Source organism: Billgrantia sp. Q4P2, from assembly GCF_052806135.1.
On the sequence record NZ_JBRBAI010000005.1, the window covers coordinates 183514 to 207880 of the forward strand.

Genomic DNA, 24367 nt, shown 5'->3' on the forward strand with positions numbered 1-24367 from the left:
ATGACAGTCGCTTGAGCCAAATCGGCTCCGGCGTCAGACTAGTGAAACCAATGCTGACGAGGAGCGCCACTGCATGCTGTCCTGGCTTCCCGAGCGCCCCGTGCGTTTTCCTCCCGTCTCGCATGCCCTGCGTGATCCGGAAGGACTGTTGGCAGCGGGAGGCGAGCTGACCCCGGAGTGGCTGCTGGCCGCCTACCGGCGTGGCATCTTTCCCTGGTACAGTGACGACCAACCGATCCTGTGGTGGTGTCCGAATCCACGCATGGTACTGTTTCCCGATGAACTACACGTTTCCCGCAGCCTGGCCAAGCGACTACGCAATGGCAGTTTCGAAGTAACGTTCAATCGAGAATTCGGCAGCGTGGTCCAGGCCTGCGCGGCCCCGCGCCAGAGTCAACCCGGCACCTGGATCACCGCAGAGATGCATACCGCTTACGTGACCCTGCATCGGCTCGGCTATGCCCGCTCGGTGGAAGTCTGGCAGGGAGGCGAACTGGTGGGCGGGCTCTATGGCGTAGCCATGGGGCCGGTGTTCTTCGGTGAGTCGATGTTCTCGCGCACCAGCGACGCCTCCAAGGTCGCCCTGGTCCATCTGGTGCGCGCCATGCGCACCGGCGGCGGCCGCCTGATCGACTGCCAGATGCACACCCGACATCTCGCCAGCCTGGGCGCGCGGGATATCGCCCGCACCGAGTTCATCAACTATCTTGAATCATGCCTGACGACATCGGAGCCCACCGACAGTCAGCACCCGCTGCCCTGCTGGTCGCTGCCCGATGATTCACCATGCGTCGAGACCTTGACCGCTCTCACTTAGGAGGCGAATAACGTGAGCAGCAATACGCCTCGCCACCCGATACGGGACCTTCGCTTCTTCCTGACGGTGCCCCACGCCTGCAGCTACCTGGAGGGGCACGAGGCCACGACCCTGTTTCTCGACCCCCAGGAATCCCATGGTCAGGGGATCTACGACTCGCTCGCGCTGCTGGGGTTTCGACGCAGCGGGCACCATCTCTACCGGCCGCACTGCGAGGGCTGCAATGCCTGCGTCTCGGTGCGCATACCGGTCGATGACTTCCAGCCCAGCCGCAACCAGCGGCGGGTAGCCAGGCGCAATGCGGACCTGCGCTTGATCGAGCGCCCGGCGCTATTCGATTCCGAACACTACGCCCTGTACGAGCGCTACATCAAGATACGCCACTGGGACGGCGACATGTACCCGCCGAGCCGGGAGCAGTACCGCACCTTCCTGACCCTGGATGAGCCCTATTCACGACTTCTCGAGTTCCGCCTAGGCGAACGCCTGCTCGCCATCTCCGCCTTCGACCGCCTGGAACACGGGCTCTCCGCCATCTACACCTTCTTCGATCCCGACGCCGAATGGGAACGCCGCTCGCTGGGCACCTTCGCCGTACTGAGCCTGATCAACGAGGCCTATCGCGAGGGGCTGCCCCACGTCTACCTGGGCTACTGGATCCGCGAGTGCCGCAAGATGGCCTACAAGGAGGCCTACCGCCCGCTGGAAGTGCTCGAGGGACGTCACTGGCGGCGCCTATTGCCTACCGCGGCATCGACATGACTCGGCCTGCTTTGCCTTGACGCCCGGCTTGCGGCACAATATCGCGCTATCCTTGAGACGGGCGCGCCAATCGATCGTTGCGTCCGGCGCCCTGCCGTATGGCCATCATGACGCCAGGGCCCATGGCAACAAGGATTCATGCAGACCAATGTCATCAGCGAGGAACCGCCTATATGGCACGTGAAGACCATATCGAAATGGAAGGCGTCGTCGTCGATACCCTTCCCAACACCACCTTTCGCGTCGAGCTGGAGAACGGCCACGTCGTGACTGCCCATATCTCGGGCAAGATGCGCAAGAACTATATCCGCATTCTCACCGGCGACAAGGTCAAGGTCGAGCTGACTCCCTACGACCTGACCAAGGGCCGCATCGTCTACCGCTCGCGCTGAACGACCGATCGCATCGGCGGCACCACCAAGCGACCCGCTCCCCGACACGACAACGCCCCGTCCGAAGACAGGGCGCTGTGCGAAGGTCGAGGCAGTCCGGTAACGTCAGGGGGCGTCGGCCATTTCCGATTCCGTGGAAAGATGCAATTCGCCATCCTCCACCGTGACGTGCACCACCCCGCCGTGTTCGGATAGCTCTCCGAACAGGATCAGCTCTGCCAAGGGCTTCTTGAGCTTGTCCTGGATCAACCTCGCCATGGGCCTTGCGCCCATGCTGGGGTCGTAGCCCTTCTCGGCCAGCCAGTCGCGCGCGGTCATGTCCACATCCAGCTGTACCCGCTTCTCGTCGAGCTGCGCCTGCAGCTCCACCAGGAACTTGTCGACCACGCTACGCACCACCGAGGTCGGCAGGGAGTGGAACTGGATGATGCCGTCGAGGCGGTTGCGGAACTCCGGCGAGAAGGTCTTGCGGATCACCTCCATGGCATCGGTCGAATGGTCCTGGGTCTGGAAGCCGATGGAGCGGCGTGCCTGCTGCTCGGCCCCGGCGTTCGAGGTCATGACCAGGATCACGTGGCGGAAGTCCGCTTCGCGGCCATTGTTGTCGGTCAGGCGGCCATGGTCCATCACCTGCAGCAGCAGGTTGAAGACTTCCGGATGCGCTTTCTCGACCTCATCGAGCAGCAGCACGCAGTGCGGCTGCTTGGTAATCGCCTCGGTGAGCAGGCCACCCTGATCGTAGCCGACGTAGCCCGGGGGGGCACCGATCAGCCGCGACACGGTGTGACGCTCCATGTACTCCGACATGTCGAAGCGCACCAGCTCGATCCCCATGATGCGTGCCAGCTGGCGAGCCACCTCGGTCTTGCCCACCCCGGTAGGGCCGGCGAAGAGGAAACTACCCACCGGCTTGTCGGGCGACTTGAGACCGGCCCGCGACAGCTTGATGGCGGCGGAAAGGCTGTCGATGGCCTCGTCCTGGCCGAACACCAGCATCTTGAGGTCGCGGTCGAGGTTCTCGAGCAGCTTGCGGTCGGAGCTGGAGACGCTCTTCGGCGGGATCCGCGCGATGGAGGCGACGACCGCCTCGACCTGGTCGACGTCGATGGTCTCGACCCGCACCTCCGGCGGCAACAGCCGCTGGTGGGCGCCGGCCTCGTCGATCACGTCGATGGCCTTGTCGGGCAGGTGGCGGTCGTTGATGTAGCGATCCGCCAGGCGTGCCGCACTTTCCAACGCCGCGTCGGTGTACTTGAGGCGATGATGCTCCTCGAAACGCGAGCGCAGCCCCTTGAGGATGCGAATGGTGTCATCCACCGAGGGTGCCATGACATCGACCTTCTGGAAGCGGCGCGCCAGCGCACGGTCCTTCTCGAAGATGCCGCGGAACTCCTGGAAGGTGGTGGAACCGATGCAGCGCAGATCCCCCGAGGAGAGCAAGGGCTTGAGCAGGTTGGAAGCGTCCATCACGCCGCCAGAGGCCGCCCCGGCACCGATCACCGTATGGATCTCGTCGATGAACAGGATGGCATTGGGCTGCTTCTTGAGCTCAGCCAGCAGGCTCTTCAGGCGCTTCTCGAAGTCGCCGCGGTACTTGGTACCGGCCAGCAGCGCACCCATGTCGAGGGAGTAGACCACGGCGTCACCGATGACCTCGGGGACGTCCTCCTCGACGATCCGCTTGGCCAACCCTTCGGCGATGGCGGTCTTGCCCACGCCGGCCTCACCCACCAGCAGCGGGTTGTTCTTGCGCCGCCGGGCCAGTATCTGGATCACCCGCTCGAGCTCGTGCTCACGCCCGATCAACGGATCGATCTTGCCCATCCGCGCCTGCTCGTTGAGGTTGGTGGCGTAGCCGGTCAGTGGGTTGGCACTGGTTTCACCGCCGCCCTCCTCGGCTTCCTCGGCATCGCTGGGCGACGACGAGGGGTTCTGGCCGTGGCCGGCCACCTTGGAAATGCCATGGGCGATGTAGTTCACCGCATCGACCCGGGCCACGTTCTGCTGCTTGAGGAAGTAGACCGCCTGGCTCTCCTGCTCGGAGAAGATGGCGACCAGCACGTTGGCTCCGGTGACCTCGCTCTTGCCTGAGGACTGCACGTGGAATACGGCACGCTGCAACACACGCTGGAAGCCCAGTGTCGGCTGGGTCTCGCGGTCGCTTTGGTCCTCCGGGATCAGAGGGGTGGTGGAATTGATGAAATCCTGCAGGTCGGACCGCAACTTGTCGAGGTTGGCCCCACAGGCTCTCAGCACGTCTGCCGCTGATGCGTTATCGAGCAGTGCCAGCAGCAGGTGCTCCACGGTCATGAACTCGTGGCGCTTGGAGCGGGCCACGGTAAACGCCGTGTTCAGGGTCAGTTCAAGTTCTTTGCTCAGCATGGCAGTCCCCTTCTCGCCGCTTAGGGCTTGCATCGGATCTTTCGTGGTCCGGCACCTTCAACATCGGGCACAAACGCTGCCGTTGCAAGTCTCATCCTCAACGACTGCCATTCCTACCCCGTCTCTAGCAGACCGGGAGTCAGTCCGCCGCCTCGATATCGCTGAGCAGCGGGTGCTGACACTCTCTTGCATATTGATTGACCTGGTGGCTTTTGGTTTCAGCGATGTCGCGGGTGAAAATGCCGCAGGTCGCCTTGCCCTGGGTATGCACCGTGAGCATGACCTGCACGGCGGTCTCGCTGTCCATGTGGAAAAAGCTCTGCAGCACTTCCACCACGAACTCCATGGGGGTGTAGTCGTCGTTGTGCAATACCACCTTGTACATCGGCGGGCGGGCCACCTCGGGGTCGGCCGGCTGAACCGCCAGGTCGCCATCGTCTTCCTGTTCGGGACGCGGAGGCCGCGTCATGCCTGCCACGACACCGACCGATTCCCACCCGCTCGGGTCTTCTGTCTTGGACATAAAAGCCACACACTATCTCGGCAAGCCGGCCATCTCACGTCTCAGGTTAGACGATGTCAGGCCGGCAGGGTTCAGGTTGATACGCAAAAGGCCCTCGTCCGCCTGGCGAACGAGGGCCCCCGTCGGGTTCGACGCGTCGCTTACATGTTGTCCGCGACGGCCTGACCAAACTCGGAGCACTTGAGCAGCTTGGCATCGTCCATCAGGCGATGGAAGTCATAGGTGACTTCGCCCTTGGAAATCGCTTTCTCCATCCCCTTGAGCACCAGATCGGCCGCTTCGACCCAACCCATGTGACGCAGCATCATCTCGGCGGAGAGGATCAGCGAGCCGGGGTTGACCTTGTCCTGGCCGGCATACTTCGGCGCGGTACCGTGAGTCGCCTCGAACATGGCCACGTTATCGGAGAGGTTGGCGCCCGGCGCGATGCCGATGCCGCCCACTTCGGCCGCCAGGGCGTCGGAGAGGTAGTCACCGTTGAGGTTCAAGGTGGCGATGACGTCATACTCGGCCGGGCGCAGCAGGATCTGCTGCAGCATGGCATCGGCGATGACGTCCTTGACCACGATGTTCTTGCCGGTCTTGGGATTCTTGAACTGCATCCAAGGACCGCCGTCGAGCAGTTCGGCGCCAAACTCCTCCTTGGCAATCTCGTAGCCCCAATCCTTGAAGGCACCTTCGGTGAACTTCATGATGTTGCCCTTGTGCACCAGGGTCAGCGACTCGCGGTCGTTGTCCACGGTGTACTGCAGGGCTTGGCGCACCAGTCGCTTGGTGCCTTCCACGGAAACCGGCTTGACGCCGATGCCGCAGTTCTCGGGGAAGCGGATGTTGGTGACACCCATCTCCTCACGCAAAAACTTGATCACCTTGTCGGCTTCGGCGGAGCCGGCCTTCCACTCGATACCGGCGTAGATGTCTTCGGAGTTCTCGCGGAAGATCACCATGTCGACGTCGGCAGGCTTCTTGACCGGGCTCGGCACACCCTCGAACCAGCGCACCGGGCGCAGGCAGACATAAAGGTCGAGCTTCTGGCGCAGGGCCACGTTCAGGGAGCGAATTCCACCGCCCACGGGGGTGGTCAGCGGACCCTTGATGGAAACGACGTAGTCCTTGACGGCTTCGAGAGTCTCTTCGGGCAGCCAGGTATCGGCGTCGTAGACCTGGGTAGCTTTCTCACCGGCGTAGACTTCCATCCACGCGATCTTGCGCTCGCCGTCGTAGGCTTTCTGCACGGCGGCATCGATGGCGATCTTCATCGCCGGCGTCACGTCGACGCCAATACCATCACCCTCGATGTACGGGATGATGGGATTGTTCGGCACGTTCAGGGTGTTGTCGGCGTTGACGGTAATCTTCTCGCCGCCTTCTGGGACGACAATTTTCTGATACCCCATTGAGAACTCCCCTGTCTGGTCTGTTCAGTGGAGCGCGGAGTATAGCATTGTCCACCCAACCGGCCCATATGACCTAAGGACCCCCCGTCCGCCGAACAGCGGACGGGGGCCGAGAGGTCGGGCTAGCGGGACCTACCGGGACATCACCCCCTGGCAACCAGCGCCAGGGCGTCGTTCAAGGTCTTGCTCGGACGCATGACCGCCCGGGTCAGCTCAGGGTCGGCATGATAGTAACCCTTGATGTCCACCGGCTGGCCCTGCACGCCATTCAGCTCCTCGAGAATGGTGGCCTCCTTGGCTTCCAGGGTCTCGGCCAGGCGGCCGAACAGCGCCTTGAGTTCGGCGTCTTCGTCCTGGGCGGCCAGCGCCTGGGCCCAGTACAGGGCCAGGTAGAAGTGGCTGCCCCGGTTGTCCAGTTCGCCGACCTTGCGCGAGGGCGACTTGTCGTTCTCGAGGAACTGGCCGGTGGCCTTGTCCAGCGCATCCGCCAGCAGCGCTGCACGATCGTTGCCGAATCGCTTGGCAAGATGCTCCAGCGAGGCAGTCAGCGCCAGGAACTCGCCGAGGCTGTCCCAGCGCAGGTGATTCTCCTCGAGGAGCTGCAGCACGTGCTTGGGTGCCGAGCCACCCGCCCCAGTCTCGAACATGCCGCCACCGGCCATCAGCGGCACGATGGAGAGCATCTTGGCGCTGGTGCCCAGCTCCATGATCGGGAACAGGTCGGTGAGGTAGTCGCGCAGGATGTTACCGGTCACCGAGATGGTGTCGAGGCCGCGGATCACGCGCTCCAGGGTGTAGCGCATGGCCCGGACCTGGGACATGATCTGGATGTCGAGACCGCTGGTGTCGTGATCCTGGAGGTAGGTCTTTACCTTCTTGATCAGTTCGCTCTCGTGCGGGCGGTAGGGGTCGAGCCAGAACACCGCCGGCATGCCGGAATCGCGGCAGCGCTCCACGGCCAGCTTGACCCAGTCGCGGATCGGCTCGTCCTTGACCTGGCACATACGCCAGATATCGCCCTGCTCCACGTTCTGGGACAGCAGCACCTCGCCGGTTTCCAGGTCGGTGATGTTGGCGACGCCGTCCTCCGGCACCTCGAAGGTCTTGTCGTGGGAGCCGTACTCTTCCGCCTTCTGCGCCATCAGGCCGACGTTGGGCACGGTGCCCATGGTGGCCGGATCGAAGGCGCCGTGCCATTTGCAGAAGTTGATCATCTCCTGGTAGATGCGGGCGAAGGTGGACTCCGGTATCACCGCCTTGACGTCCTTCATACGACCATCGGCACCGTACATCTGGCCACCGGCGCGGATCATGGCCGGCATCGAGGCATCGACGATCACGTCGCTGGGCGAGTGGAAGTTGGTGATGCCGCGGGCCGAATCCACCATGGCCAGCTCCGGCCGCTGGTCGTGGCAGGCGTGCAGGTCGCGGATGATCTCCTCGCGCTGGGATTCCGGCAGGGTAGCGATCTTGTCGTAGAGGTTCACCATGCCGTTGTTGACGTCGACACCCAGTTCCTCGAACAACGCACCGTGCTTCTCGAAGGCGTCCTTGTAGAAGATCTTGACGCAGTGACCGAACACGATCGGATGCGAGACCTTCATCATCGTCGCCTTGACGTGCAGGGAGAACATCACGCCGGTCTTGCGGGCGTCCTCGATCTCCCGCTCGTAGAAGTCGCACAGTGCCTTCTTGCTCATGAACATGCTGTCGATGATCTCGCCTTCGAGCAGCGAGACCCTGGGCTTGAGCACCCGTGACTCACCGCTCCTGGTGATCAGCTCCATCTTCACGTCGCGGGCGCGATCCAGCGTCATCGATTTCTCGCCGTGGTAGAAATCGCCGCCGTGCATGTGCGATACATGGGTGCGCGAGGCCTGGCTCCACGCCCCCATATGGTGGGGATACTTGCGGGCATACTCCTTGACGGCCTTGGGTGCGCGGCGGTCGGAGTTACCCTCGCGCAGCACCGGGTTGACGGCACTGCCCTTTACCTTGTCATAGCGCGCCTTGATCTCTTTCTCTTCGGCGTTCTTCGGCTCGTCCGGATAGTCCGGCAGCTTGTAGCCCTGCCCCTGCAGCTCCTTGATCGCTGCCCTGAGCTGCGGCATGGAGGCACTGATGTTGGGCAGCTTGATGATATTGGCTTCCGGCGTCTTGGCCAGGGCACCCAGTTCGGCGAGGTGATCCTCGACGCGCTGCTCTACGGTCAGGTAGTCGGGGAACTGGGAGAGAATCCGAGCCGCCAGAGAGATGTCCCGGGTCTCCACCTCGATACCGGCGGCGTCGGTGTAGGCGTCGATGATCGGCAACAGCGAATGGGTCGCCAGCGCAGGCGCTTCGTCGGTGAACGTGTATATAATCTTCGGCGTTTTTGACATGGTTGCGTTGATCTCTCTGGTCGCTGCGATGGCAATGGACTGGAACGGTTGCGCGCACTCACGATGCCTGAAACGGGGGTCCCGGCGTGCTCCACCTACGGTTCTCATCTGGCGGGGGATGCGCTTGGCATCGACCCGGTGGCGAAGTCACGGCAGGCCACGTAGCGACGAGGGCGCTCCCGGCGAGCGAGCGCATTATATCAGCCACCCCGCCTCGGCGTATGGTCAATAAGGCTGACACGTTTCCCCCTCCCATCCCGCCTCGCTTGCCGGTAAGCTTTGCCTCTATGAGCGCCATCTATCTTCTGCACAAGCCCTACCGCATGCTCTCCCAGTTCACCGACCGCCGCAGCGAGGGTGAAACGCCGCGTGCCACGCTGGCGAACGTCATCGACGTGCCTGGCGTCTACGCGGCCGGGCGGCTGGACTATGATTCAGAAGGACTGCTGCTACTGACCGACGATGGGTCGCTGATCCAGCGCATCAGCGACCCGCGCCACAAGCAGCCCAAGACCTATCGCGTGCAGGTGGAGGGCAATCCCGACGAAGCGGCGCTGGCCGCCCTGCGCCAGGGTGTCGAACTCCAGGATGGCCGAACCCGGCCGGCCAAGGTCCGGCGCCTGGCGGCAAGCGGCCTGCCGGAGCGTACGCCGCCGGTGGACCCGAAGCGACACCCGGTCACGACCTGGCTGGAACTGACCATCAGCGAGGGGCGCAACCGCCAGGTCAGGCGCATGACGGCCCATGTCGGCCACCCCACCCTGCGCCTGGTGCGCGTGGCCATCGGTCCCTGGCGCCTGGACGGGCTGGCTCCGGGGGAGTGGCGCCGGGAAACCCTGCACGCCCCGCGCAATCCGCCAAGGCGCACGCCGCGCCGCCAAGGAGGTCACCGATGAGCCGCTGGCACCCGCACGTTACCGTGGCTACCGTCGTAGAGCGCGCCGGCCGCTTCCTGATGGTGGAAGAGTCGCCGAGAGGCAGCCAGATCAACCTGTTCAACCAGCCCGCCGGCCACCTGGAACCCGGCGAGCGGATCCAGGAGGCGGCACTGCGCGAACTGCGCGAAGAGACTGCCTGGCAGGTGGGCATCACCGACTACCTTGGGCTTTACGTCTACCAGACGCCCAGCGGCGAAACCTATCACAGCCATGGCTTCTTCGGCATGGCCCTGGCCCACTTGGGCAATGCTCTCGATCCTGCCGTCGTCGCCGTGCACTGGCTGACCCTGGAGGAGGTCGAGGAACTGGAGCGCCAGGGGCGACTGAGAAGCCCGCTGGTGCTCAAGCGCATTCGCGACGCCCTGGCCGGACGTTTTTATCCCATGGATGTCGTCCACGAGCGCTGAGGAAACCCAGTACAAGTCGACGAGCGAGATGAAGCGCAAGGCGCACGGAGCGCAAGAACCGGAGCATATGGGTTATATGTGAGGATTCTGAGCACCGCGCAACGCAGCGATTCGCTTGCGCAGGCACTTGTACTGGGTTTCCTTAACTTCTGATCAGTAGGCGGTACAACGCCGGTATCACCAGCAGCGTCAGCAGCGTGGAGGCAATCAGCCCGGAGATGATCGCCCAGGCCATCGGCGGCCACAGCGTCGACTGGGTCAAGGTCAACGGCACCAGGCCGGCCACGGTGGTGGCCGTGGTGAGCAGCACCGGCCGCGTGCGCCGGGCCACCGCAGCGACCACCGCCTCGCCTACGGAGTGACCCTGGCGGCGGTTGGCATTCATCAAATCGATCAGCACGATGGCGTTGTTGACCACGATGCCGACCAGCGCCACCACGCCGAGAATGGCAGTGAAGCCGAACGGCTGCCCGGTCAGCCACAGCCCCGGTATCACGCCGATGATCGCCAACGGCACGGTGGTCAGCACGATGGCCAGTTGACGGAAGGAGTTGAACTGCGCAAGCAGGAACACCGCCAGCAGCAAGCCGCCGATCGGGAGCGTCTGGAACAGCGCGGTATTGGCATCGTCGGCCGACTCCGCCGCCCCACCGATGGTGTAGCTGACCCCGTGAGGCAGCTCGAGCGCTTCCAGCCGCGGCAGGATCTCACCGAGTACGCCGTCGTAGGTCCAGCCATCGGCCACCTCGGCCAGTATCGCCGTCATGCGGCGCAAGCCACGATGCTGTATGACCGCCGGGCGCCAGGACAGCGCCAGAAAGGCGATTTCGCCGAGCGGCACCGAGCGCCCATCGGCTGCCGTGAGGCGCAGCCCCTCCAGCCCCTCGACGGAGAAACGCTCGCCTTCGGGCGCACGTACCAGCAGCGGCGCCGGATCGCGACCGGCACGCCAGGTGCTGACTTCGATCCCTCGGCTGGCGCCAGCCAGGGCCATGGCCACGTCGCGCCGCGAGAGGCCGTACTCGGCGGCACGGGCATCGTCGGTCTCGACCCGCAGGGTGGCCAAGCCTTCACCCAGGCGATGACGCGCATCTCGCGCCCCTTCGGCCCCGCGCACCACGCTGAGAATACGGCCGGCGGCATCGGCCAGCGCGGCGCGATCATCGGCATAGACACGAATCTCCACCGGGGCTTCCAGGGGCGGCCCCTGGCCCAGTCTGCGGGCCACCACCTCGGCTTCGGGCAGCCTCTCCGGCGCCACCTCCCTGACCCACGCCATCAGGCCGGCCAGATCATCGGCATCGTCGGCCTCCATCACCAGCCGCGCCAGGTGCGGCTGGCGCGGCTGCTCGACCAGGTTGTAATAGAAACGCGGGCCGCTGAAGCCGACGAAACGATGCACCGCCTGCACGGCCGGCCGCTCGGCCAGCGCGGTGGCCAGCACTTCGGCCTGATGCGCGGTATAGTCGAGATGAGTACCCTCGGGAAAATTGAGATCGACGATCAGCTGGTTGCGATCGGTATCGGGAAAGAAATCCTGGTTGAGCAGCGGCATCATGGCCACGGCACCGGCCAGCAGTACGCCCGCACCCACCAGCACCCAGACCGGCCAGCGCACGGCGAACCGGCCGATTCGCCCGCCCCAAGCCTGCAGCCACTCACGCCGCGCACCCAGGCGCGGCTTGAGAATGCCCGCAGCGAATACCGGGGTGACGAATACCGCGTACAGGTAGCTCACCGCCAGCGTCAGCATCACCATAATCGGAATCGCGCGGGTGAAATCGGCGGTGTTGCCGCTGGAAAGCAACAGCGGAACGAAGGCTGCCAGGGTGGTACCGGTGGCGGCCAGCAGCGGCGTGGCAAGCTCGCGCACCGAACGAGTCACGGCCTGAGCCGCCGAGCGCCCCTGGTCGCGGTGCCACTGGATGTTCTCGACCATGACGATGGCGCTGTCCACCAGCATGCCCAGCGCAATCACCATGCCAGCCACGGCGATCTGATGCAGCACCCCGCCCCCCATGGCATAGACGGCCAGGGAGGAGAAGGTGACCAGCGGCACGATCAGCATCACGGCCAGCCCCAGCCGCAGCCCCATGGCCAGGAACAGCAGTACGCCGAGGATGCCGATACCCAGCAGCAGCGAGAAGCCGAGTTCCGCCAGGCGCCGCTCGACCCAGCGCGGCTGGTAGAACGTCTCCTCTATCGCCAGCGGGGCATAGGCCGGGCGCAGCTCGTCCACCAGGGCGCGCAGCCGCTCCCCGAAGCGCACGGCGTTGACCGTGTCGTTGGAGAGTACCAGCCCCAGCGCCACTGCCGGCCGGCCATCGTGCCACAGTCGCTCGGTGGCGGGTTCCTGAGGCGCGAGATGCACGTCGGCCAGCTCACCGAGCGGCACCTGATCGCCACGCAGGGTGCGTATCGGCGTGGCGGCGAGTTCTTCCAGCGAACCGAACTCGGTGCGCGGGTCGAGCACCAGCGAGCGCCCGCCGATCGACAGGCTACCGCCGGGCGAAGTCAGGTTACGCGCGGCCAGTTGGTCTCCCAGGGCGCGGGCATCCAGGCCGGTCAGCTCGGCCAGGGTATCGTCCCAGCCGATCACCACCTGCTGTCCGGGGTCGGCGAGCAGGTCGATACGCGCAATCTCCTTGAGCCGGAACAGATCCCGGCGCAGCCGCTTGGCCGCCTCGCGCAGCTCGAGCAGGTCGTCGCTGCCGGTCAACGCCAGCACGATACCGTGAGCATCCGAATCGCGGTCGCTGATCTCGGCTTCGCCCACCCCATCGGGAAACTGCCGGCTGGCGCGGCTCACGGCAATGCGCACCTGCTCCCAGGCGGCGTCGGTATCGTAGACGTGCTCGTGCATCTCGATCGTGACGTGAGCCACGCCGAGGCGCGCGGTGCCGATGATGTCGTTGACCTCTTCGACCTGGGCCAGCTCCTCCTCCAACGGGTTGAGCACCAGTCGCTCGACCTGCTCCGGCTCCGCCCCGGGATAGGGCACCAGTACCTGGCCGAAGCGGTAAGGGAAGAAAGGATCCTCCTGCCGATCCATGGCCAGCCAGGCCGCCAGGCCGAGTAGTGCCAGCAGCAGCGTGACGGTCAGAATCAGCCGCTTGTAGCGCAGCGAGGAGAGCAACCAGCTCATGGCAGGACCCTCACCCGGTCGCCCTCTTCCAGACGACCCTGTCCTGCCGTTACCACCCGTTCGCCCGGGGCAAGCGCCGCGGCCGATACCGTGACCCAGCCATTGGCCAGGCGCCCAGGCGTCACGGCCATACGCTGAACCGTATCGTCTTCAGCGAGCATCAGCACATGCGGCGCCTGGCCACCGGAATCGACCACTGCCGCCAGCGGCACCTGCAGCTCCGGCTGTACGTCAAGCACCAACTGTACCCTGAGCGACTCACCCAGCGCCGGCGCGGGGTCCGACTCGACGGCGATGACTACCGGCGCCATACCCTCTCCCGCACGCCCGATGTCGGCGATCCGGCCATCGAAGCGCCGCGCCCCGAACGCCGCATCCAACCTCGCCTGCCGTCCTACCTCCAGCCGAGCGACGAGACTCGCCGGCACACGAATCTCCACCTCGCGCCCCGTGAGTCCGGCCAGGCTCATCACTGGCTGGCCGGCAGCCACGAAGTCGCCCGGCTCGACCAGCAGGTCGGTCACCTCGGCAGCGAAAGGGGCCCGCAGGGTCAGCTCGTCTAACTGTGCCCGCGCCTCGTCGCGCTGGGCCAGGGCCTGCTCACGGGCCTGGGCAAGGGCCTCGCGCTCCGAACGCAGGCGATCCAGCTCTTCTTCGGCGCTGAGGTTTCGCTCACGCAGCGTACGCGCACGCTCCACGTCGCGCCCCAAACGGCTCAAGCTGGCATCGAGTTCGCGCACCCGGGCCTCGGCGGCCGCGAGCGCCGGCGCCATGGCCGGGTTATGCAGCGTCGCCAGCGGCTCGCCCTGCTCTACCCGCTGCCCCCGTGCCACATGCCGCTCCTGCAACACACCTCCATGCAGGAAGGCGAGGGCCGCGCGCTCGCTGGCCCGCACCGTGCCGGGAAAGCGGTACCTCACTTCATCCTGGGACAGTCGCACCGCCTCACTGCGCACGCTGGGCAGTGGCTCCTCGCCCCTCTCGACCTCAGCGGGCACCGCATCGCAACCCACCAGCAGCATCGCCGACAGCATCAACGAGGCCACTAGGCCCCCTCTCTCCGCCCACCTCATTGTCCTTCTCCTCCATGCACCGGCCTCAACAAACTGGCCGACCGGTCAATTAATGGCGCAAAAAAACACTCACCCTCGGGGCGTCACCCCCTCCATGAAGATTCTGAGAAAATCCTCCAGGAACGCCTCGTTGCTGCCCATTCCGGGCCAGTGCTGGTGATGGCACTTGGCCTCGAACCACTGGGTACAGGTCATCACGAATACGGCGATCACGTGGGTGGGGTTGACGTCCTTGCGCAGCAGGCCGCGCATCTGGGCCTGGCGCACCCACTCGGCCCCCGCCCCGACGAGCTGGTTGTCGAGTTCGCCGCAGTGGCTGTCCCCCTCGAGGTGAGTCCAGGCAAACAGCCGTACCACGCCGGGGTTGTCGCGCAGGAAGTAGAAGTAGGCTTCCACCGAGCTGCGCAGAAGCGCGGCATCCGGCTCGCCGGCTTCCTCGAGCATGGCCATCTGGGCCGTGAAGTAGCGCTCGAAGGCACGATTCTTGACCGCCTCCCAGAGCTGCTCCTTGCTGCCGAAATGGTGATGGATCAGGCTCTTGGTGACCTCGGCCGAACGCGCCAGCGCGCTGAGCTTGACCGCAGAGAAGCCCTGCTCGACGAACAAGGCTTCCGCTGCATCGAGAATGCGAGCGCGGGTCAATTCGGGGTCACGGGTCTGGATTCTTTGGCTCATACCGCGACGATAGCCTTAACTGGCCGGCCGGTCAATTAGTGCATGTTCGCCCGGGCAAGCCCCTCACCAGATGAAGCCGCGCGGCAAGATGAGGTATAATTCCCGCCCATTTGCGACCCACTCAACCCGAGAGCGCCCATGACCGCCACCTCAGGCAAGGTGATCGTCGGCATGTCCGGCGGCGTCGACTCCTCCGTTTCCGCCCTGCTGCTGCTGGAGCAGGGGTATCAGGTCGAAGGCCTGTTCATGAAGAACTGGGACGAGGACGACGGCACCGAGTACTGTACCGCCAAGGCCGACCTGGCGGACGCCCAGGCCGTGTGCGAAAGGCTCGGCATCAAGCTGCACAGCGCCAATTTCGCCGCCGAGTACTGGGACAACGTGTTCGAGCATTTCCTGGCCGAGTACAAGGCCGGGCGAACGCCGAACCCGGATATCCTGTGCAACCGCGAGATCAAGTTCAAGGTGTTCCTCGAATATGCCGAGATGCTCGGCGCCGAGAAGATTGCCACCGGCCACTATGTCCGCGGTGGCGAACGTGGCGGGCGGCCGCGTCTGCTCAAGGGCCTCGATGCCAACAAGGACCAGAGCTACTTTCTCCACGCCGTGCCGGAGGCCGCCATCGCCCGCACCCTATTTCCGGTCGGCGAACTGGAGAAACCCGAAGTGCGCGCCATCGCCGAGCGCCACGGGCTGGCCACGGCGCGCAAGAAGGATTCCACCGGTATCTGCTTCATCGGCGAGCGCCGCTTCCGCGACTTCCTGCAGCAGTACCTGCCGGCCCAACCGGGGGTGATCGAGACACCGGAGGGTGAAGTCATCGGCGAGCACATGGGGCTGATGTACTACACCCTGGGCCAGCGCCAGGGGCTCGGCATCGGCGGACTGGCCAACCACCCCGAGGAGCCGTGGTACGTGGCGGGCAAGGACCTCGAGCGCAACGTGCTGATCGCCGTCCAGGGCAAGCACCACCCGCTGCTCTACACCGACTCGCTGTCCACCGAGGCGATGGACTGGGTGGCTGGCGAGCCGCCCGCCGCCGAGGGGCGCTATACCGCCAAGACCCGCTACCGCCAGAGCGACGTGCCCTGCCACATGCGTACGCGCCCGGATGGCGGCGTCGAGGTACGCTTCGACGAGCCCCAGCGTGCCGTCACACCCGGTCAGTCGCTGGTGCTCTACGACGGCGATATCTGTCTGGGCGGCGGGGTGATCCGCGACATCTGGAATGCCGAGGAGACCGGCACATGAGCACCACCCCTATTCATCGCGCTCCCAACACCGCCACGGCGCGCCAGGCCCTGGCCCTTGCCGGCGTCTTCCAGGCCGCCAGCCTGGTCGACGAACTGGCCCGCACCGGCCAGGTCGATAGCCGCCCCTGGGAGACGCTGATCCGCGCCACCCTGGACACCAATCCGGAAAGCTTCGAGGCGATCTACGGCGGCCACCCCAACAACCTGCGCCGCGGCCTCGAGGTGCTCGAGGCAGTGGTCGGGCGCAAGCAGGCCAACCCGGTGGTGCTGCGCTACGGCTTCTCGCTGCTGCTGCTGATGAACAAGCTGCGTGGCGACAACGACATGATGGCCTCCCTCGGCCAGCACCTGAACCGAATCCAGGGCCAGGCCGAGCACTTCGGCGCTACCCACGAGAACGTCATTGCCAGCCTCGGCGAGGCCTACCAGGAGACGCTCTCGACCCTGAAGACACGCATCGTGGTGCAGGGCGACCCCTCCATGCTGCAGAGCCGCATGATGCCCGAACGGGTGCGTGCCATCCTGCTCGGCGGCATTCGCTTCGCCCTACTCTGGCACCAGCAGGGCGGCCGACGCTGGAAGCTGGTGTTCCAGCGCGGCGCCCTGAAGAACGCCCTGGACCAGTTGGGTTGAGTTCTTTTGCCCTGTACGCCTTTCCCTACACGCCTTTCCCTACACGTATTGGATTAAACGACCATGCAAGCCGCTTCCCTGCCCCTCACCGCCCTCACCGCCCTTTCCCCCGTCGATGGACGCTACGGCAGCAAGGCTGAAGCCCTGCGCGAGCACTTCAGCGAGTTCGGCCTGATCCGCGCCCGGGTGATCGTCGAGATCCGCTGGCTGCAGCGCCTCGCCGAGCAGGGCGGCATCGTCGAAGTACCGCCGCTCTCCGCCGAGGCCACCGCCTTCCTCGAGGCCATGATCCGCGACTTCTCGCTGGCCGACGCCGAGCGCATCAAGGAGATCGAGCGCACCACCAACCACGACGTCAAGGCGGTGGAGTACTTCATCAAGGAGAAGATCGCCGGCCAGCCGGAGCTGCACGCGATCACCGAGTTCGTGCACTTCGCCTGCACCAGCGAGGACATCAACAACCTCTCTTACGGCGTGATGCTCGCCGACGGCCTCAAGGCCCTGCTGCCGGTGATGCACCAGGTGGCCGAAGAAGTCGCCAGGCTGGCCCATGCGCATGCCGGCCAGCCGATGCTCTCGCGCACCCACGGGCAGACCGCAAGCCCGACGACGCTGGGCAAGGAGATGGCCAATGTCGCCTATCGCCTGCGCCGTCAGCTCGCACAGATCGAAAGCGTCGAGATCCTCGGCAAGATCAACGGTGCGGTGGGCAACTACAACGCCCACCTTGCCACCTATCCGGAAGTCGACTGGGAAGCCAACGCGCGCACCTTCGTCGAGGGCCTGGGGCTGACCTTCAACCCCTACACTACCCAGATCGAACCCCACGACTACATCGCCGAGCTGTTCGATGCCATCTGCCGCTTCAATACCGTGCTGATCGACTTCGACCGCGACGTGTGGGGCTACATCTCGCTTGGCTACTTCAAGCAGAAGACCGTCGAGGGCGAGATCGGCTCCTCGACCATGCCACACAAGGTCAACCCCATCGATTTCGAGAACTCCGAAGGCAACCTGGGCCTGGCCAACGCCGTGCTCGCCCACCTGGCGCAGAAGCTGCCGATCTCGCGCTGGCAACGCGACCTCACTGACTCTACGGTGCTGCGCAACCTCGGCGTGGGCCTGGCCTACGGCCTGATCGCCTACCAGGCGGCACTCAAGGGCATCGGCAAGCTCGAGGCCAACCCGGCGCGCCTGGCCGAAGACCTCGATAACAGCTGGGAGGTGCTCGCCGAGCCGATCCAGACGGTGATGCGCCGCTACGGCATCGAGAAGCCCTACGAGAAGCTCAAGGAGCTGACCCGCGGCAAGCGCATCGACCAGGCCGGCTTTGCCGCCTTCATCGATTCGCTGGCGCTGCCGGCCGAGGTGAAGGACGAACTCAAGGCGCTGACACCGGCCACCTATATCGGCAACGCCGAGGCCCAGGCCCGCCGGCTCTGAGTGCCGCCCGCGAGAAACGTTGCAGGAGGGAACGATGGTCAAGCTCACCAAGATCTACACCCGCACCGGGGACAAGGGCGATACCGGCCTGGGTGACGGCAGCCGGGTAGCCAAGCACGACCTGCGCGTGGAAGCCTTCGGCACCGTGGACGAGGCCAACGCCACCCTCGGCCTGGCTCAGCTGCACGCCGAAGGTGAATGGCATGAACTCCTGGCCCGGCTGCAGAACGACCTGTTCGATGTCGGTGCCGACCTGTGCACACCCGAGCAGGAGTCACCCGAGTACCCGCCGCTGCGGGTCACGGCGGCGCAGGTGGAGTATCTGGAGCAGCGGATCGACGCCTACAACGCCGAGCTCGCCACCCTACGCTCCTTCATCCTGCCCGGCGGCACGCCTTTGGCGGCCCACCTGCACCTGGCACGCACCGTGTCCCGGCGCGCCGAGCGCCTGGTCACGGCACTGATGGCCGAGCAGCCGGTCAATCCGGAGGTACTGCGTTACCTCAACCGTCTCTCCGACCTGCTGTTCGTCCTCGCGCGCCGGGCCAATGGCAACGGCGAGAGCGACGTGCTGTGGGTACCCGGCGCCAATCGATGAGCTTCCATCAGGAGAACACCATGGCAAGTGATACGCCCCTGACACTGCTTGGCGGCCTCACGCCTGCCGAGTTCCTGCGCGACTACTGGCAGCGCCAGCCCTTGCTGATCCGCGGTGCCTTTCCCGACTTCGAGAGCCCGCTCGACCCCGATGAGCTGGCCGGGCTCGCCTGCGAGGAGGGCATCGAAGCGCGGCTGGTGGAAGAGGATGGCCCCAACGGCCCCTGGCAGGTGAGCCATGGTCCCTTCGACGAGGCCGTGTTCGGCGAACTCCCCGAGCGCGACTGGACCCTGCTGGTGCAAGCCGTGGACCACTACGTGCCGGAGGTGGCCGAGCTACTCGACCGCTTCGACTTCCTGCCTCGCTGGCGGCTCGACGACGTCATGATCAGCTACGCCCCACCGGGCGGCAGCGTCGGGCCCCATGTCGACCAGTACGATGTGTTCCTGCTGCAGGGCAGCGGCCGACGCCGCTGGCAGCTCGGCGGCAAGGTCGCCGACGACGCCCCCATCATTCCCGGCATCGACCTGCGCATCCTCGAGCGCTTCGAGGTCGAACCGGGCGACGACTGGGTGCTGGAGCCCGGCGACATGCTCTACCTGCCGCCGGGCTGGGCGCACCACGGTGTCAGTCAGACAGACGACTGCATGACCTACTCGGTGGGCTTCCGTGCGCCTTCGGCGGACGAAGCCATCACCTCCTATGCCGACTACCTCGGTGAGCAGCTTCCCCCCTCGCTACGCTTCAGCGACGCCGGCATGGCGCCACCCACCGACCCGGCGGAGCTCGACGATGCCTCGCTCGAACGCATGCGTCGCCTGATCCTCGGTACCCTCGACGATCCGGCCCAGCTCGCCCAGTGGTTCGGGCGCGTGATGACCCAGCCCAAATACGTCGACCAACTGGTGCCCAGCGAGACCCCTACCGATGTCGATGAGCTTGTCGCTCTACTACAGGAGGGCGAGGAGCTTACGCGCAGCCCCGGTTCCCGCTTTGCCTGGCACGCTTTGAACGAGAGTCGCGCCACCCTGTTCGCCGATGGCGATGGCGTCGAATGTGCGCTGCCCCTGGCCCGCGCTATGGCCTCCACCACGCCGATCGACGCCGAGCTACTGGCCTTCGACGGTGCCGCCGAGCTGCTTGCCACCCTGCTCGATGCCGGCAGCCTCGCCTGGTACGAAGAAGAGGAGTGACGCCATGGCGGAGAGCATCGTGATCCGTGAAGGGAGCTGGGCCGAACTCGGCGAAACCGCCGGCGAGATTCGTCGCGTGGTGTTCATCGAGGAGCAGCAGGTACCCCTGGAGGAAGAGTGGGACGGCCGCGACGGCGATTGTCGTCACTTTCTCGCCATGCATGGCGAAACGGCTCTCGGCACCGCCCGGCTGCTGCCCGACGGCCATATCGGCCGCGTAGCCGTGCTGCGCGAAGCGCGTGGCCTGGGCATCGGCGTGGCGCTGATGCAGGCCGCCATCGCCTCGGCGCGTCGGCTGGGCCATGCCCAGGTCGAGCTGGCCGCCCAGACCCACGCCCTCTCCTTCTATGAAAACCTTGGCTTCACGGCGTTCGGCGAGGTTTTCATGGATGCAGGCATTCCGCATCGCAACATGCGGCTTTCGTTACATGTCTGATGCCCCCAGGCTCGGCCGACCCGATCGAAATATGACTACAGGAATGGCCTCCTTCTTGCCACTCTTGTAGTCGAGCTACAACCCTCCTTCCCCACAAGTGATGATTGTCCAGGCCAGAAGGCATGGGGCATAGTGATGTCATGGCAACGTTAAAACGATTGTTCGGTAACGAAGTAAAAATCGCTCGACCACGATTGTGTTAGCGTCCGCCAAGATTCGACCAAGGCCGTAGAGACAGATTCACCCTTGTGGTTGAACCTGACATTACTTCGCAGTTGCAGCATGAAATCCGGAAGCGCCCGGCAGGATGCAGCAAGCGACCGACGAGGCAACGAGCGCCGCCGCATGGCAATCGAGGCCGACGACATAACCTCAGATCGGAAGGATGGCACCATGTCATACAAAGACGACATCAAGGCACTGGCTCAACTGCGTGAGGCCCAGAAGGGCAAGTGGGCGAGCATCAGCCCCGAGAATGCCGCCCGCATGCGCGCCCAGAACCGCTTCAAGACCGGTCTGGACATCGCTCGCTATACCGCCAAGATCATGCGCGAGGACATGGCCGCCTATGATGCCGACAGCGCCCAGTACACCCAGTCGCTGGGCTGCTGGCACGGCTTCATCGGTCAGCAGAAGCTGATTTCCATCAAGAAGCACTTCGGCAGCACCAAGCGCCGCTACCTCTACCTCTCCGGCTGGATGGTCGCCGCCCTGCGCTCCGAGTTCGGCCCCCTGCCCGACCAGTCCATGCACGAGAAGACCACCGTGGCGGGCCTGATCGAAGAGCTCTACACCTTCCTGCGCCAGGCCGACGCCTGGGAACTGAACCACCTGTTCCGCGACCTGGAAGCGGCACAGAAGGCGGGTGACAAGGCCAAGGCCGAGGATCTGATCGCCAAGATCGACAACCACGAGACCCACGTGGTGCCGATCATCGCCGACATCGACGCCGGTTTCGGCAATGCCGAGGCCACCTACCTGCTGGCCAAGAAGATGATCGAAGCGGGCGCCTGCTGTATCCAGCTCGAGAACCAGGTCTCCGATGAGAAGCAGTGCGGCCATCAGGACGGCAAGGTCACCGTGCCCCACGAGGATTTCCTGGCCAAGATCAATGCCGTGCGCTACGCCTTCCTCGAGCTCGGCGTGGACGACGGCGTGATCGTCGCCCGCACCGACTCCCTCGGCGCCGGCCTGACCCAGAAGATCGCCGTAACCAAGGAACCGGGCGACCTGGGTGACCAGTACAACAGCTTCCTCGACGGCGAGGAGATCACCTCCGCTTCCGATATCGACAACGGCGATGTGGTCATCAAGCAGAACGGCAAGCTGGTCAAGGTCAAGCGCCTGGCCTCCGGCCTCTACCAGTTCAAGCCGGGTACCGGCGAGGACCGCGTGGTACTGGACTGCATCACCAGCCTGCAGAACGGCGCCGACCTGCTGTGGATCGAGACCGAGAAGCCCCATGTCGGCCAGATCGCCAGCATGGTCAACCGTATCCGTGAAGTGGTGCCGGACGCCAAGCTGGTCTACAACAACTCGCCCTCCTTCAACTGGACGCTCAACTTCCGCCAGCAGGTGTTCGACGCCTGGGAGAAGGAAGGCAAGGACGTTTCCGCTTACGACCGCGCCAGCCTGATGAGTGCCGAGTACGACGATACCGAGCTTGGCCAGCTGGCCGACGAGTGGACCCGCAACTTCCAGCGCGACGCCGCGCGCGAAGCGGGCATCTTCCACCATCTGATCACGCTGCCGACCTACCACACCGCCGCGCTGTCCACCGACAACCTGGCCAAGGGCTACTTCGGCGACGAAGGCATGCTGGCCTACGTGGCCGGCGTGCAGCGCCGCGAGATCCGGGAAGGCATTGCCACCGTCAAGCATCAGGACATGGCCGGCTCCAACATCGGTGACGACCACAAGGAGTTCTTCCACGGCGAAGCGGCACTCAAGGCCGGTGGCAAGGACAACACCATGAACCAGTTCGGCTGAGCATGGCGTAGCGGTAGAACGACTGGAACCCTTGGGAGGCCTTGCGCCTCCCTTTTTTTCGTTCCTTTTACAGACGCGATGGATCCGCCGTAATGGCAGCCCCCCGGACCAGACATTTCCACATTTTTTACCAGCTTTGCCCTCGTGTTAAGGGGCACTCGTACGCCATTACACTGGTCAAACGATTCATGAGTGGTTAAGCTGATTAGCAAACAGTGTTTCCCTAGACTTGGCAACGGCGATCCCAGACCCGGCATCGGCTTGCTACCAGGAGGTGTACATGAAGCGTCTTCTTCCCGTGCTGGCCATCGGCATGCTGACTCTGGCCGGTTGTGCCAACACCTCGACCATGGGCGGTGACGTCTACCGCGGCAGCCAGGCAGGAACCTCCCAGACCGTGACCTTCGGCACCATTACTGCGCTGCGCCAGGTACAGATCCAGGCCGATAGCCGCATGGGCGGTATCATCGGCACCGGTGGCGGCGCGGTGATCGGCGGGCTGCTCGGCAACCAGGTGGGCGGCGGCTCCGGCCGGCAACTGGCAACGGCCGCTGGTGTCATCGGCGGTGCCGTGGCCGGTAGCGCCGTCGAGGATTCAGCCAACCGCGTTCGCGCCTGGGAAATGGAGATTCGCCGCGACGACGGCCAGAACGTCGTCATCGTGCAGAAGGCCGATCGCCCCTACCAGGTCGGTCAGCGCGTGCGCATGATAGGCAGCGGTGCCAACGTCAGCGTGGCGCCTTACTGAGCCAGCCTGACTCGATGGCCATGGCCATCGAGCCGCAATGCTCTGAAATAGACCGGGGCCCGTGACACATGCCACGGGCCCCAGTTTTTATTGAGTGTTTTATTGAGCGCCGCCAGGTCAGGCGGCACTCATCACATCGATGCACACCCCATCAATGAAAATTGGCCTTGTCCATGGCCCAGCCAGCCACTTTCTTGACGACCAGAGCCAGGATAGCGATGACGATCGCGGTCAACAGCATGTCGATGGGGCGCACCAGCGTCGTGGCACCCAGCACGGCAAGCGCGATGCTCCAGATCCAGCGGTTGTCGTCGTCGCTCTTGATGACGCGGGGTACCACCTTGTTCAAACCGGCACTCACCGTGGTTTCCCACATCCTGAGGCTGAAATACAGGATGAGGGCGAAGGCAATCAGCCAGATCACGATTTCGGTCATGGGCTCACTCCAGGCAAAAGGTTGGCTCAAATGGGACAGGAAAAGGATCACGCTAGGGTAGCCGCGAGGCACCGGGGGCGCAACCACGCCAAAAGGCGTGAATGGTACTCAGGTCAAGCTTCGATAAGCTGAAAAAACCGCATCCCCCCTGACAGCTCCGGCCTCGCGCGTTACCATGGTTGGTACATGCACTCACCGAAAGGTTCATCATCAATGCAGATTGCGCAAAACTCCGTTGTCGCGTTCCACTACACCCTGACCAACGATGCAGGTGAAGTGCTGGACAGCTCGGAAGGCCGTCAGCCGCTGACCTATCTCCACGGCGCCGGCAACATCATTCCTGGGCTGGAAAAACAGCTCGAAGGCCGCGAAGCCGGAGAGAAGCTCAACGTGACCGTTTCCCCGGAAGAGGGCTACGGCGAGGTGCAGCCTCAGCTCGTACAGGAAGTGCCGCGCGATGCCTTCCAGGGCGTCGAGGCCGTCGAGCCGGGCATGCAGTTCCAGGCCCAGACCCAGGGCGGGCCGCTGATGGTCACTGTGACCAAGGTAGAAGGCGACACCGTAACGGTCGACGGCAATCACCCGCTGGCCGGCCAGAAGCTCAACTTCGACGTCGAGATCTCCGAAGTGCGCGAAGCCAGCCAGGAAGAGATCGAGCATGGCCACGTGCATGGCGAAGGCGGCCATCAGCACTGAACGCGACACCGTCCGCGAACACTCAGGGGCAGCCGTATGGCTGCCCCTTT

Annotated in this window: 22 protein-coding genes; 14 read left to right on the forward strand and 8 right to left on the reverse strand. The window is 64.6% G+C overall.

The window, feature by feature from the left end; all coding sequences use genetic code 11:
* The first annotated feature begins 73 nt into the window (after positions 1 to 73).
* The 3 genes from aat to infA all read left to right on the forward strand — a co-directional run bounded on the left by aat (position 74) and on the right by infA (position 1971).
* Positions 74 to 817, forward strand: a complete 744-nt coding sequence (aat, locus tag ACUY1T_RS11090; RefSeq protein ID WP_446022741.1) for a leucyl/phenylalanyl-tRNA--protein transferase — start codon at positions 74 to 76, stop codon at positions 815 to 817.
* 12 nt (positions 818 to 829) lie between these two features.
* Positions 830 to 1579: an arginyltransferase gene (locus tag ACUY1T_RS11095; protein ID WP_446022743.1), complete on the forward strand. Its 750-nt coding sequence runs from the start codon at positions 830 to 832 to the stop codon at positions 1577 to 1579.
* Between the two features lie 173 nt (positions 1580 to 1752).
* Positions 1753 to 1971, forward strand: coding sequence for a translation initiation factor IF-1 (infA, locus tag ACUY1T_RS11100; RefSeq protein WP_010627817.1), 219 nt, complete (start codon positions 1753 to 1755; stop codon positions 1969 to 1971).
* 105 nt (positions 1972 to 2076) lie between these two features.
* Here infA and clpA read toward each other — a convergent pair whose 3' ends face one another.
* From clpA to ACUY1T_RS11120, 4 genes are all read right to left on the reverse strand, one after another.
* Positions 2077 to 4353 carry an ATP-dependent Clp protease ATP-binding subunit ClpA gene (gene clpA, locus ACUY1T_RS11105; RefSeq protein WP_446022746.1) on the reverse strand — a complete coding sequence of 759 codons (2277 nt, stop codon included), beginning with the start codon at positions 4351 to 4353 and terminating at the stop codon, positions 2077 to 2079.
* Positions 4354 to 4492: 139 nt separating this feature from the next.
* Entirely contained in the window at positions 4493 to 4876 is a 384-nt protein-coding gene (gene clpS, locus ACUY1T_RS11110) for an ATP-dependent Clp protease adapter ClpS (RefSeq protein WP_446022747.1), read from the reverse strand.
* A gap of 140 nt (positions 4877 to 5016) precedes the next feature.
* A complete protein-coding gene (icd, locus tag ACUY1T_RS11115) occupies positions 5017 to 6273 on the reverse strand; it encodes an NADP-dependent isocitrate dehydrogenase (protein WP_446022749.1) in 1257 nt (418 codons plus the stop codon).
* Between the two features lie 143 nt (positions 6274 to 6416).
* A complete protein-coding gene (locus ACUY1T_RS11120) occupies positions 6417 to 8654 on the reverse strand; it encodes an NADP-dependent isocitrate dehydrogenase (RefSeq protein WP_446022751.1) in 2238 nt (745 codons plus the stop codon).
* A gap of 287 nt (positions 8655 to 8941) precedes the next feature.
* Between ACUY1T_RS11120 and ACUY1T_RS11125 the strand changes: the two genes are divergently transcribed.
* Both ACUY1T_RS11125 and ACUY1T_RS11130 read left to right on the forward strand, forming a co-directional pair.
* Positions 8942 to 9550, forward strand: a complete 609-nt coding sequence (locus tag ACUY1T_RS11125; protein ID WP_446022753.1) for a pseudouridine synthase — start codon at positions 8942 to 8944, stop codon at positions 9548 to 9550.
* Entirely contained in the window at positions 9547 to 9999 is a 453-nt protein-coding gene (locus ACUY1T_RS11130) for an NUDIX domain-containing protein (protein WP_446022754.1), read from the forward strand. The genes ACUY1T_RS11125 and ACUY1T_RS11130 overlap by 4 nt, the downstream gene beginning before the upstream one ends.
* 142 nt (positions 10000 to 10141) lie before the next feature.
* Here ACUY1T_RS11130 and ACUY1T_RS11135 read toward each other — a convergent pair whose 3' ends face one another.
* The 3 genes from ACUY1T_RS11135 to ACUY1T_RS11145 form a co-directional block, all read right to left on the reverse strand.
* Entirely contained in the window at positions 10142 to 13144 is a 3003-nt protein-coding gene (locus tag ACUY1T_RS11135; protein WP_446022756.1) for an efflux RND transporter permease subunit, read from the reverse strand.
* Positions 13141 to 14217 carry an efflux RND transporter periplasmic adaptor subunit gene (locus ACUY1T_RS11140; protein ID WP_446022758.1) on the reverse strand — a complete coding sequence of 359 codons (1077 nt, stop codon included), beginning with the start codon at positions 14215 to 14217 and terminating at the stop codon, positions 13141 to 13143. Before ACUY1T_RS11140 ends, ACUY1T_RS11135 begins: the two co-directional genes overlap by 4 nt.
* A gap of 69 nt (positions 14218 to 14286) precedes the next feature.
* Positions 14287 to 14892, reverse strand: coding sequence for a TetR/AcrR family transcriptional regulator (locus ACUY1T_RS11145; RefSeq protein ID WP_446022759.1), 606 nt, complete (start codon positions 14890 to 14892; stop codon positions 14287 to 14289).
* A gap of 138 nt (positions 14893 to 15030) precedes the next feature.
* Between ACUY1T_RS11145 and mnmA the strand changes: the two genes are divergently transcribed.
* The 8 genes from mnmA (at position 15031) to ACUY1T_RS11185 (ending at position 23185) form a co-directional block, all read left to right on the forward strand.
* A complete protein-coding gene (gene mnmA, locus ACUY1T_RS11150; RefSeq protein WP_446022761.1) occupies positions 15031 to 16143 on the forward strand; it encodes a tRNA 2-thiouridine(34) synthase MnmA in 1113 nt (370 codons plus the stop codon).
* The gene (gene hflD / locus ACUY1T_RS11155; RefSeq protein WP_446022763.1) at positions 16140 to 16778 is read left to right on the forward strand and encodes a high frequency lysogenization protein HflD; all 639 of its coding nucleotides are present in this window, start codon (positions 16140 to 16142) and stop codon (positions 16776 to 16778) included. Before mnmA ends, hflD begins: the two co-directional genes overlap by 4 nt.
* Positions 16779 to 16856: 78 nt before the next feature.
* Positions 16857 to 18221, forward strand: a complete 1365-nt coding sequence (gene purB / locus ACUY1T_RS11160; protein ID WP_446022990.1) for an adenylosuccinate lyase — start codon at positions 16857 to 16859, stop codon at positions 18219 to 18221.
* A gap of 34 nt (positions 18222 to 18255) precedes the next feature.
* Positions 18256 to 18819 carry a cob(I)yrinic acid a,c-diamide adenosyltransferase gene (locus ACUY1T_RS11165; RefSeq protein ID WP_446022764.1) on the forward strand — a complete coding sequence of 188 codons (564 nt, stop codon included), beginning with the start codon at positions 18256 to 18258 and terminating at the stop codon, positions 18817 to 18819.
* Between the two features lie 20 nt (positions 18820 to 18839).
* On the forward strand, positions 18840 to 20012 hold the full coding sequence (locus tag ACUY1T_RS11170; protein ID WP_446022766.1) for a ribosomal protein uL16 3-hydroxylase: 1173 nt from the start codon (positions 18840 to 18842) through the stop codon (positions 20010 to 20012).
* A gap of 4 nt (positions 20013 to 20016) precedes the next feature.
* Entirely contained in the window at positions 20017 to 20448 is a 432-nt protein-coding gene (locus ACUY1T_RS11175) for a GNAT family N-acetyltransferase (protein WP_446022767.1), read from the forward strand.
* A gap of 393 nt (positions 20449 to 20841) precedes the next feature.
* On the forward strand, positions 20842 to 22437 hold the full coding sequence (locus ACUY1T_RS11180) for an isocitrate lyase (protein ID WP_446022769.1): 1596 nt from the start codon (positions 20842 to 20844) through the stop codon (positions 22435 to 22437).
* Between the two features lie 280 nt (positions 22438 to 22717).
* Positions 22718 to 23185 carry a glycine zipper 2TM domain-containing protein gene (locus ACUY1T_RS11185; RefSeq protein WP_446022771.1) on the forward strand — a complete coding sequence of 156 codons (468 nt, stop codon included), beginning with the start codon at positions 22718 to 22720 and terminating at the stop codon, positions 23183 to 23185.
* 151 nt (positions 23186 to 23336) lie between these two features.
* On the opposite strand, the gene ACUY1T_RS11190 is transcribed toward ACUY1T_RS11185, so the two are convergent.
* The gene (locus tag ACUY1T_RS11190; protein ID WP_446022772.1) at positions 23337 to 23621 is read right to left on the reverse strand and encodes a hypothetical protein; all 285 of its coding nucleotides are present in this window, start codon (positions 23619 to 23621) and stop codon (positions 23337 to 23339) included.
* 213 nt (positions 23622 to 23834) lie between these two features.
* Between ACUY1T_RS11190 and ACUY1T_RS11195 the strand changes: the two genes are divergently transcribed.
* Positions 23835 to 24317, forward strand: a complete 483-nt coding sequence (locus ACUY1T_RS11195) for an FKBP-type peptidyl-prolyl cis-trans isomerase (protein WP_111412531.1) — start codon at positions 23835 to 23837, stop codon at positions 24315 to 24317.
* Positions 24318 to 24367 lie beyond the last annotated feature (50 nt).

Coding starts and splice junctions, on each gene's coding strand:
- aat (WP_446022741.1), top strand. CDS start 74: ATGCTGTCCTGGCTTCCCGAGCGCCCCGTGCGTTTTCCTCCCGTCTCG.
- ACUY1T_RS11125 (WP_446022753.1), top strand. CDS start 8,942: ATGAGCGCCATCTATCTTCTGCACAAGCCCTACCGCATGCTCTCCCAG.
- icd (WP_446022749.1), bottom strand. CDS start 6,273: ATGGGGTATCAGAAAATTGTCGTCCCAGAAGGCGGCGAGAAGATTACC.
- clpA (WP_446022746.1), bottom strand. CDS start 4,353: ATGCTGAGCAAAGAACTTGAACTGACCCTGAACACGGCGTTTACCGTG.
- ACUY1T_RS11185 (WP_446022771.1), top strand. CDS start 22,718: ATGAAGCGTCTTCTTCCCGTGCTGGCCATCGGCATGCTGACTCTGGCC.
- ACUY1T_RS11140 (WP_446022758.1), bottom strand. CDS start 14,217: ATGAGGTGGGCGGAGAGAGGGGGCCTAGTGGCCTCGTTGATGCTGTCG.
- hflD (WP_446022763.1), top strand. CDS start 16,140: ATGAGCACCACCCCTATTCATCGCGCTCCCAACACCGCCACGGCGCGC.
- ACUY1T_RS11130 (WP_446022754.1), top strand. CDS start 9,547: ATGAGCCGCTGGCACCCGCACGTTACCGTGGCTACCGTCGTAGAGCGC.
- mnmA (WP_446022761.1), top strand. CDS start 15,031: ATGACCGCCACCTCAGGCAAGGTGATCGTCGGCATGTCCGGCGGCGTC.
- infA (WP_010627817.1), top strand. CDS start 1,753: ATGGCACGTGAAGACCATATCGAAATGGAAGGCGTCGTCGTCGATACC.
- ACUY1T_RS11190 (WP_446022772.1), bottom strand. CDS start 23,621: ATGACCGAAATCGTGATCTGGCTGATTGCCTTCGCCCTCATCCTGTAT.
- ACUY1T_RS11135 (WP_446022756.1), bottom strand. CDS start 13,144: ATGAGCTGGTTGCTCTCCTCGCTGCGCTACAAGCGGCTGATTCTGACC.
- ACUY1T_RS11195 (WP_111412531.1), top strand. CDS start 23,835: ATGCAGATTGCGCAAAACTCCGTTGTCGCGTTCCACTACACCCTGACC.
- ACUY1T_RS11180 (WP_446022769.1), top strand. CDS start 20,842: ATGTCATACAAAGACGACATCAAGGCACTGGCTCAACTGCGTGAGGCC.
- clpS (WP_446022747.1), bottom strand. CDS start 4,876: ATGTCCAAGACAGAAGACCCGAGCGGGTGGGAATCGGTCGGTGTCGTG.
- ACUY1T_RS11170 (WP_446022766.1), top strand. CDS start 18,840: ATGGCAAGTGATACGCCCCTGACACTGCTTGGCGGCCTCACGCCTGCC.
- ACUY1T_RS11145 (WP_446022759.1), bottom strand. CDS start 14,892: ATGAGCCAAAGAATCCAGACCCGTGACCCCGAATTGACCCGCGCTCGC.
- ACUY1T_RS11165 (WP_446022764.1), top strand. CDS start 18,256: ATGGTCAAGCTCACCAAGATCTACACCCGCACCGGGGACAAGGGCGAT.
- ACUY1T_RS11120 (WP_446022751.1), bottom strand. CDS start 8,654: ATGTCAAAAACGCCGAAGATTATATACACGTTCACCGACGAAGCGCCT.
- ACUY1T_RS11175 (WP_446022767.1), top strand. CDS start 20,017: ATGGCGGAGAGCATCGTGATCCGTGAAGGGAGCTGGGCCGAACTCGGC.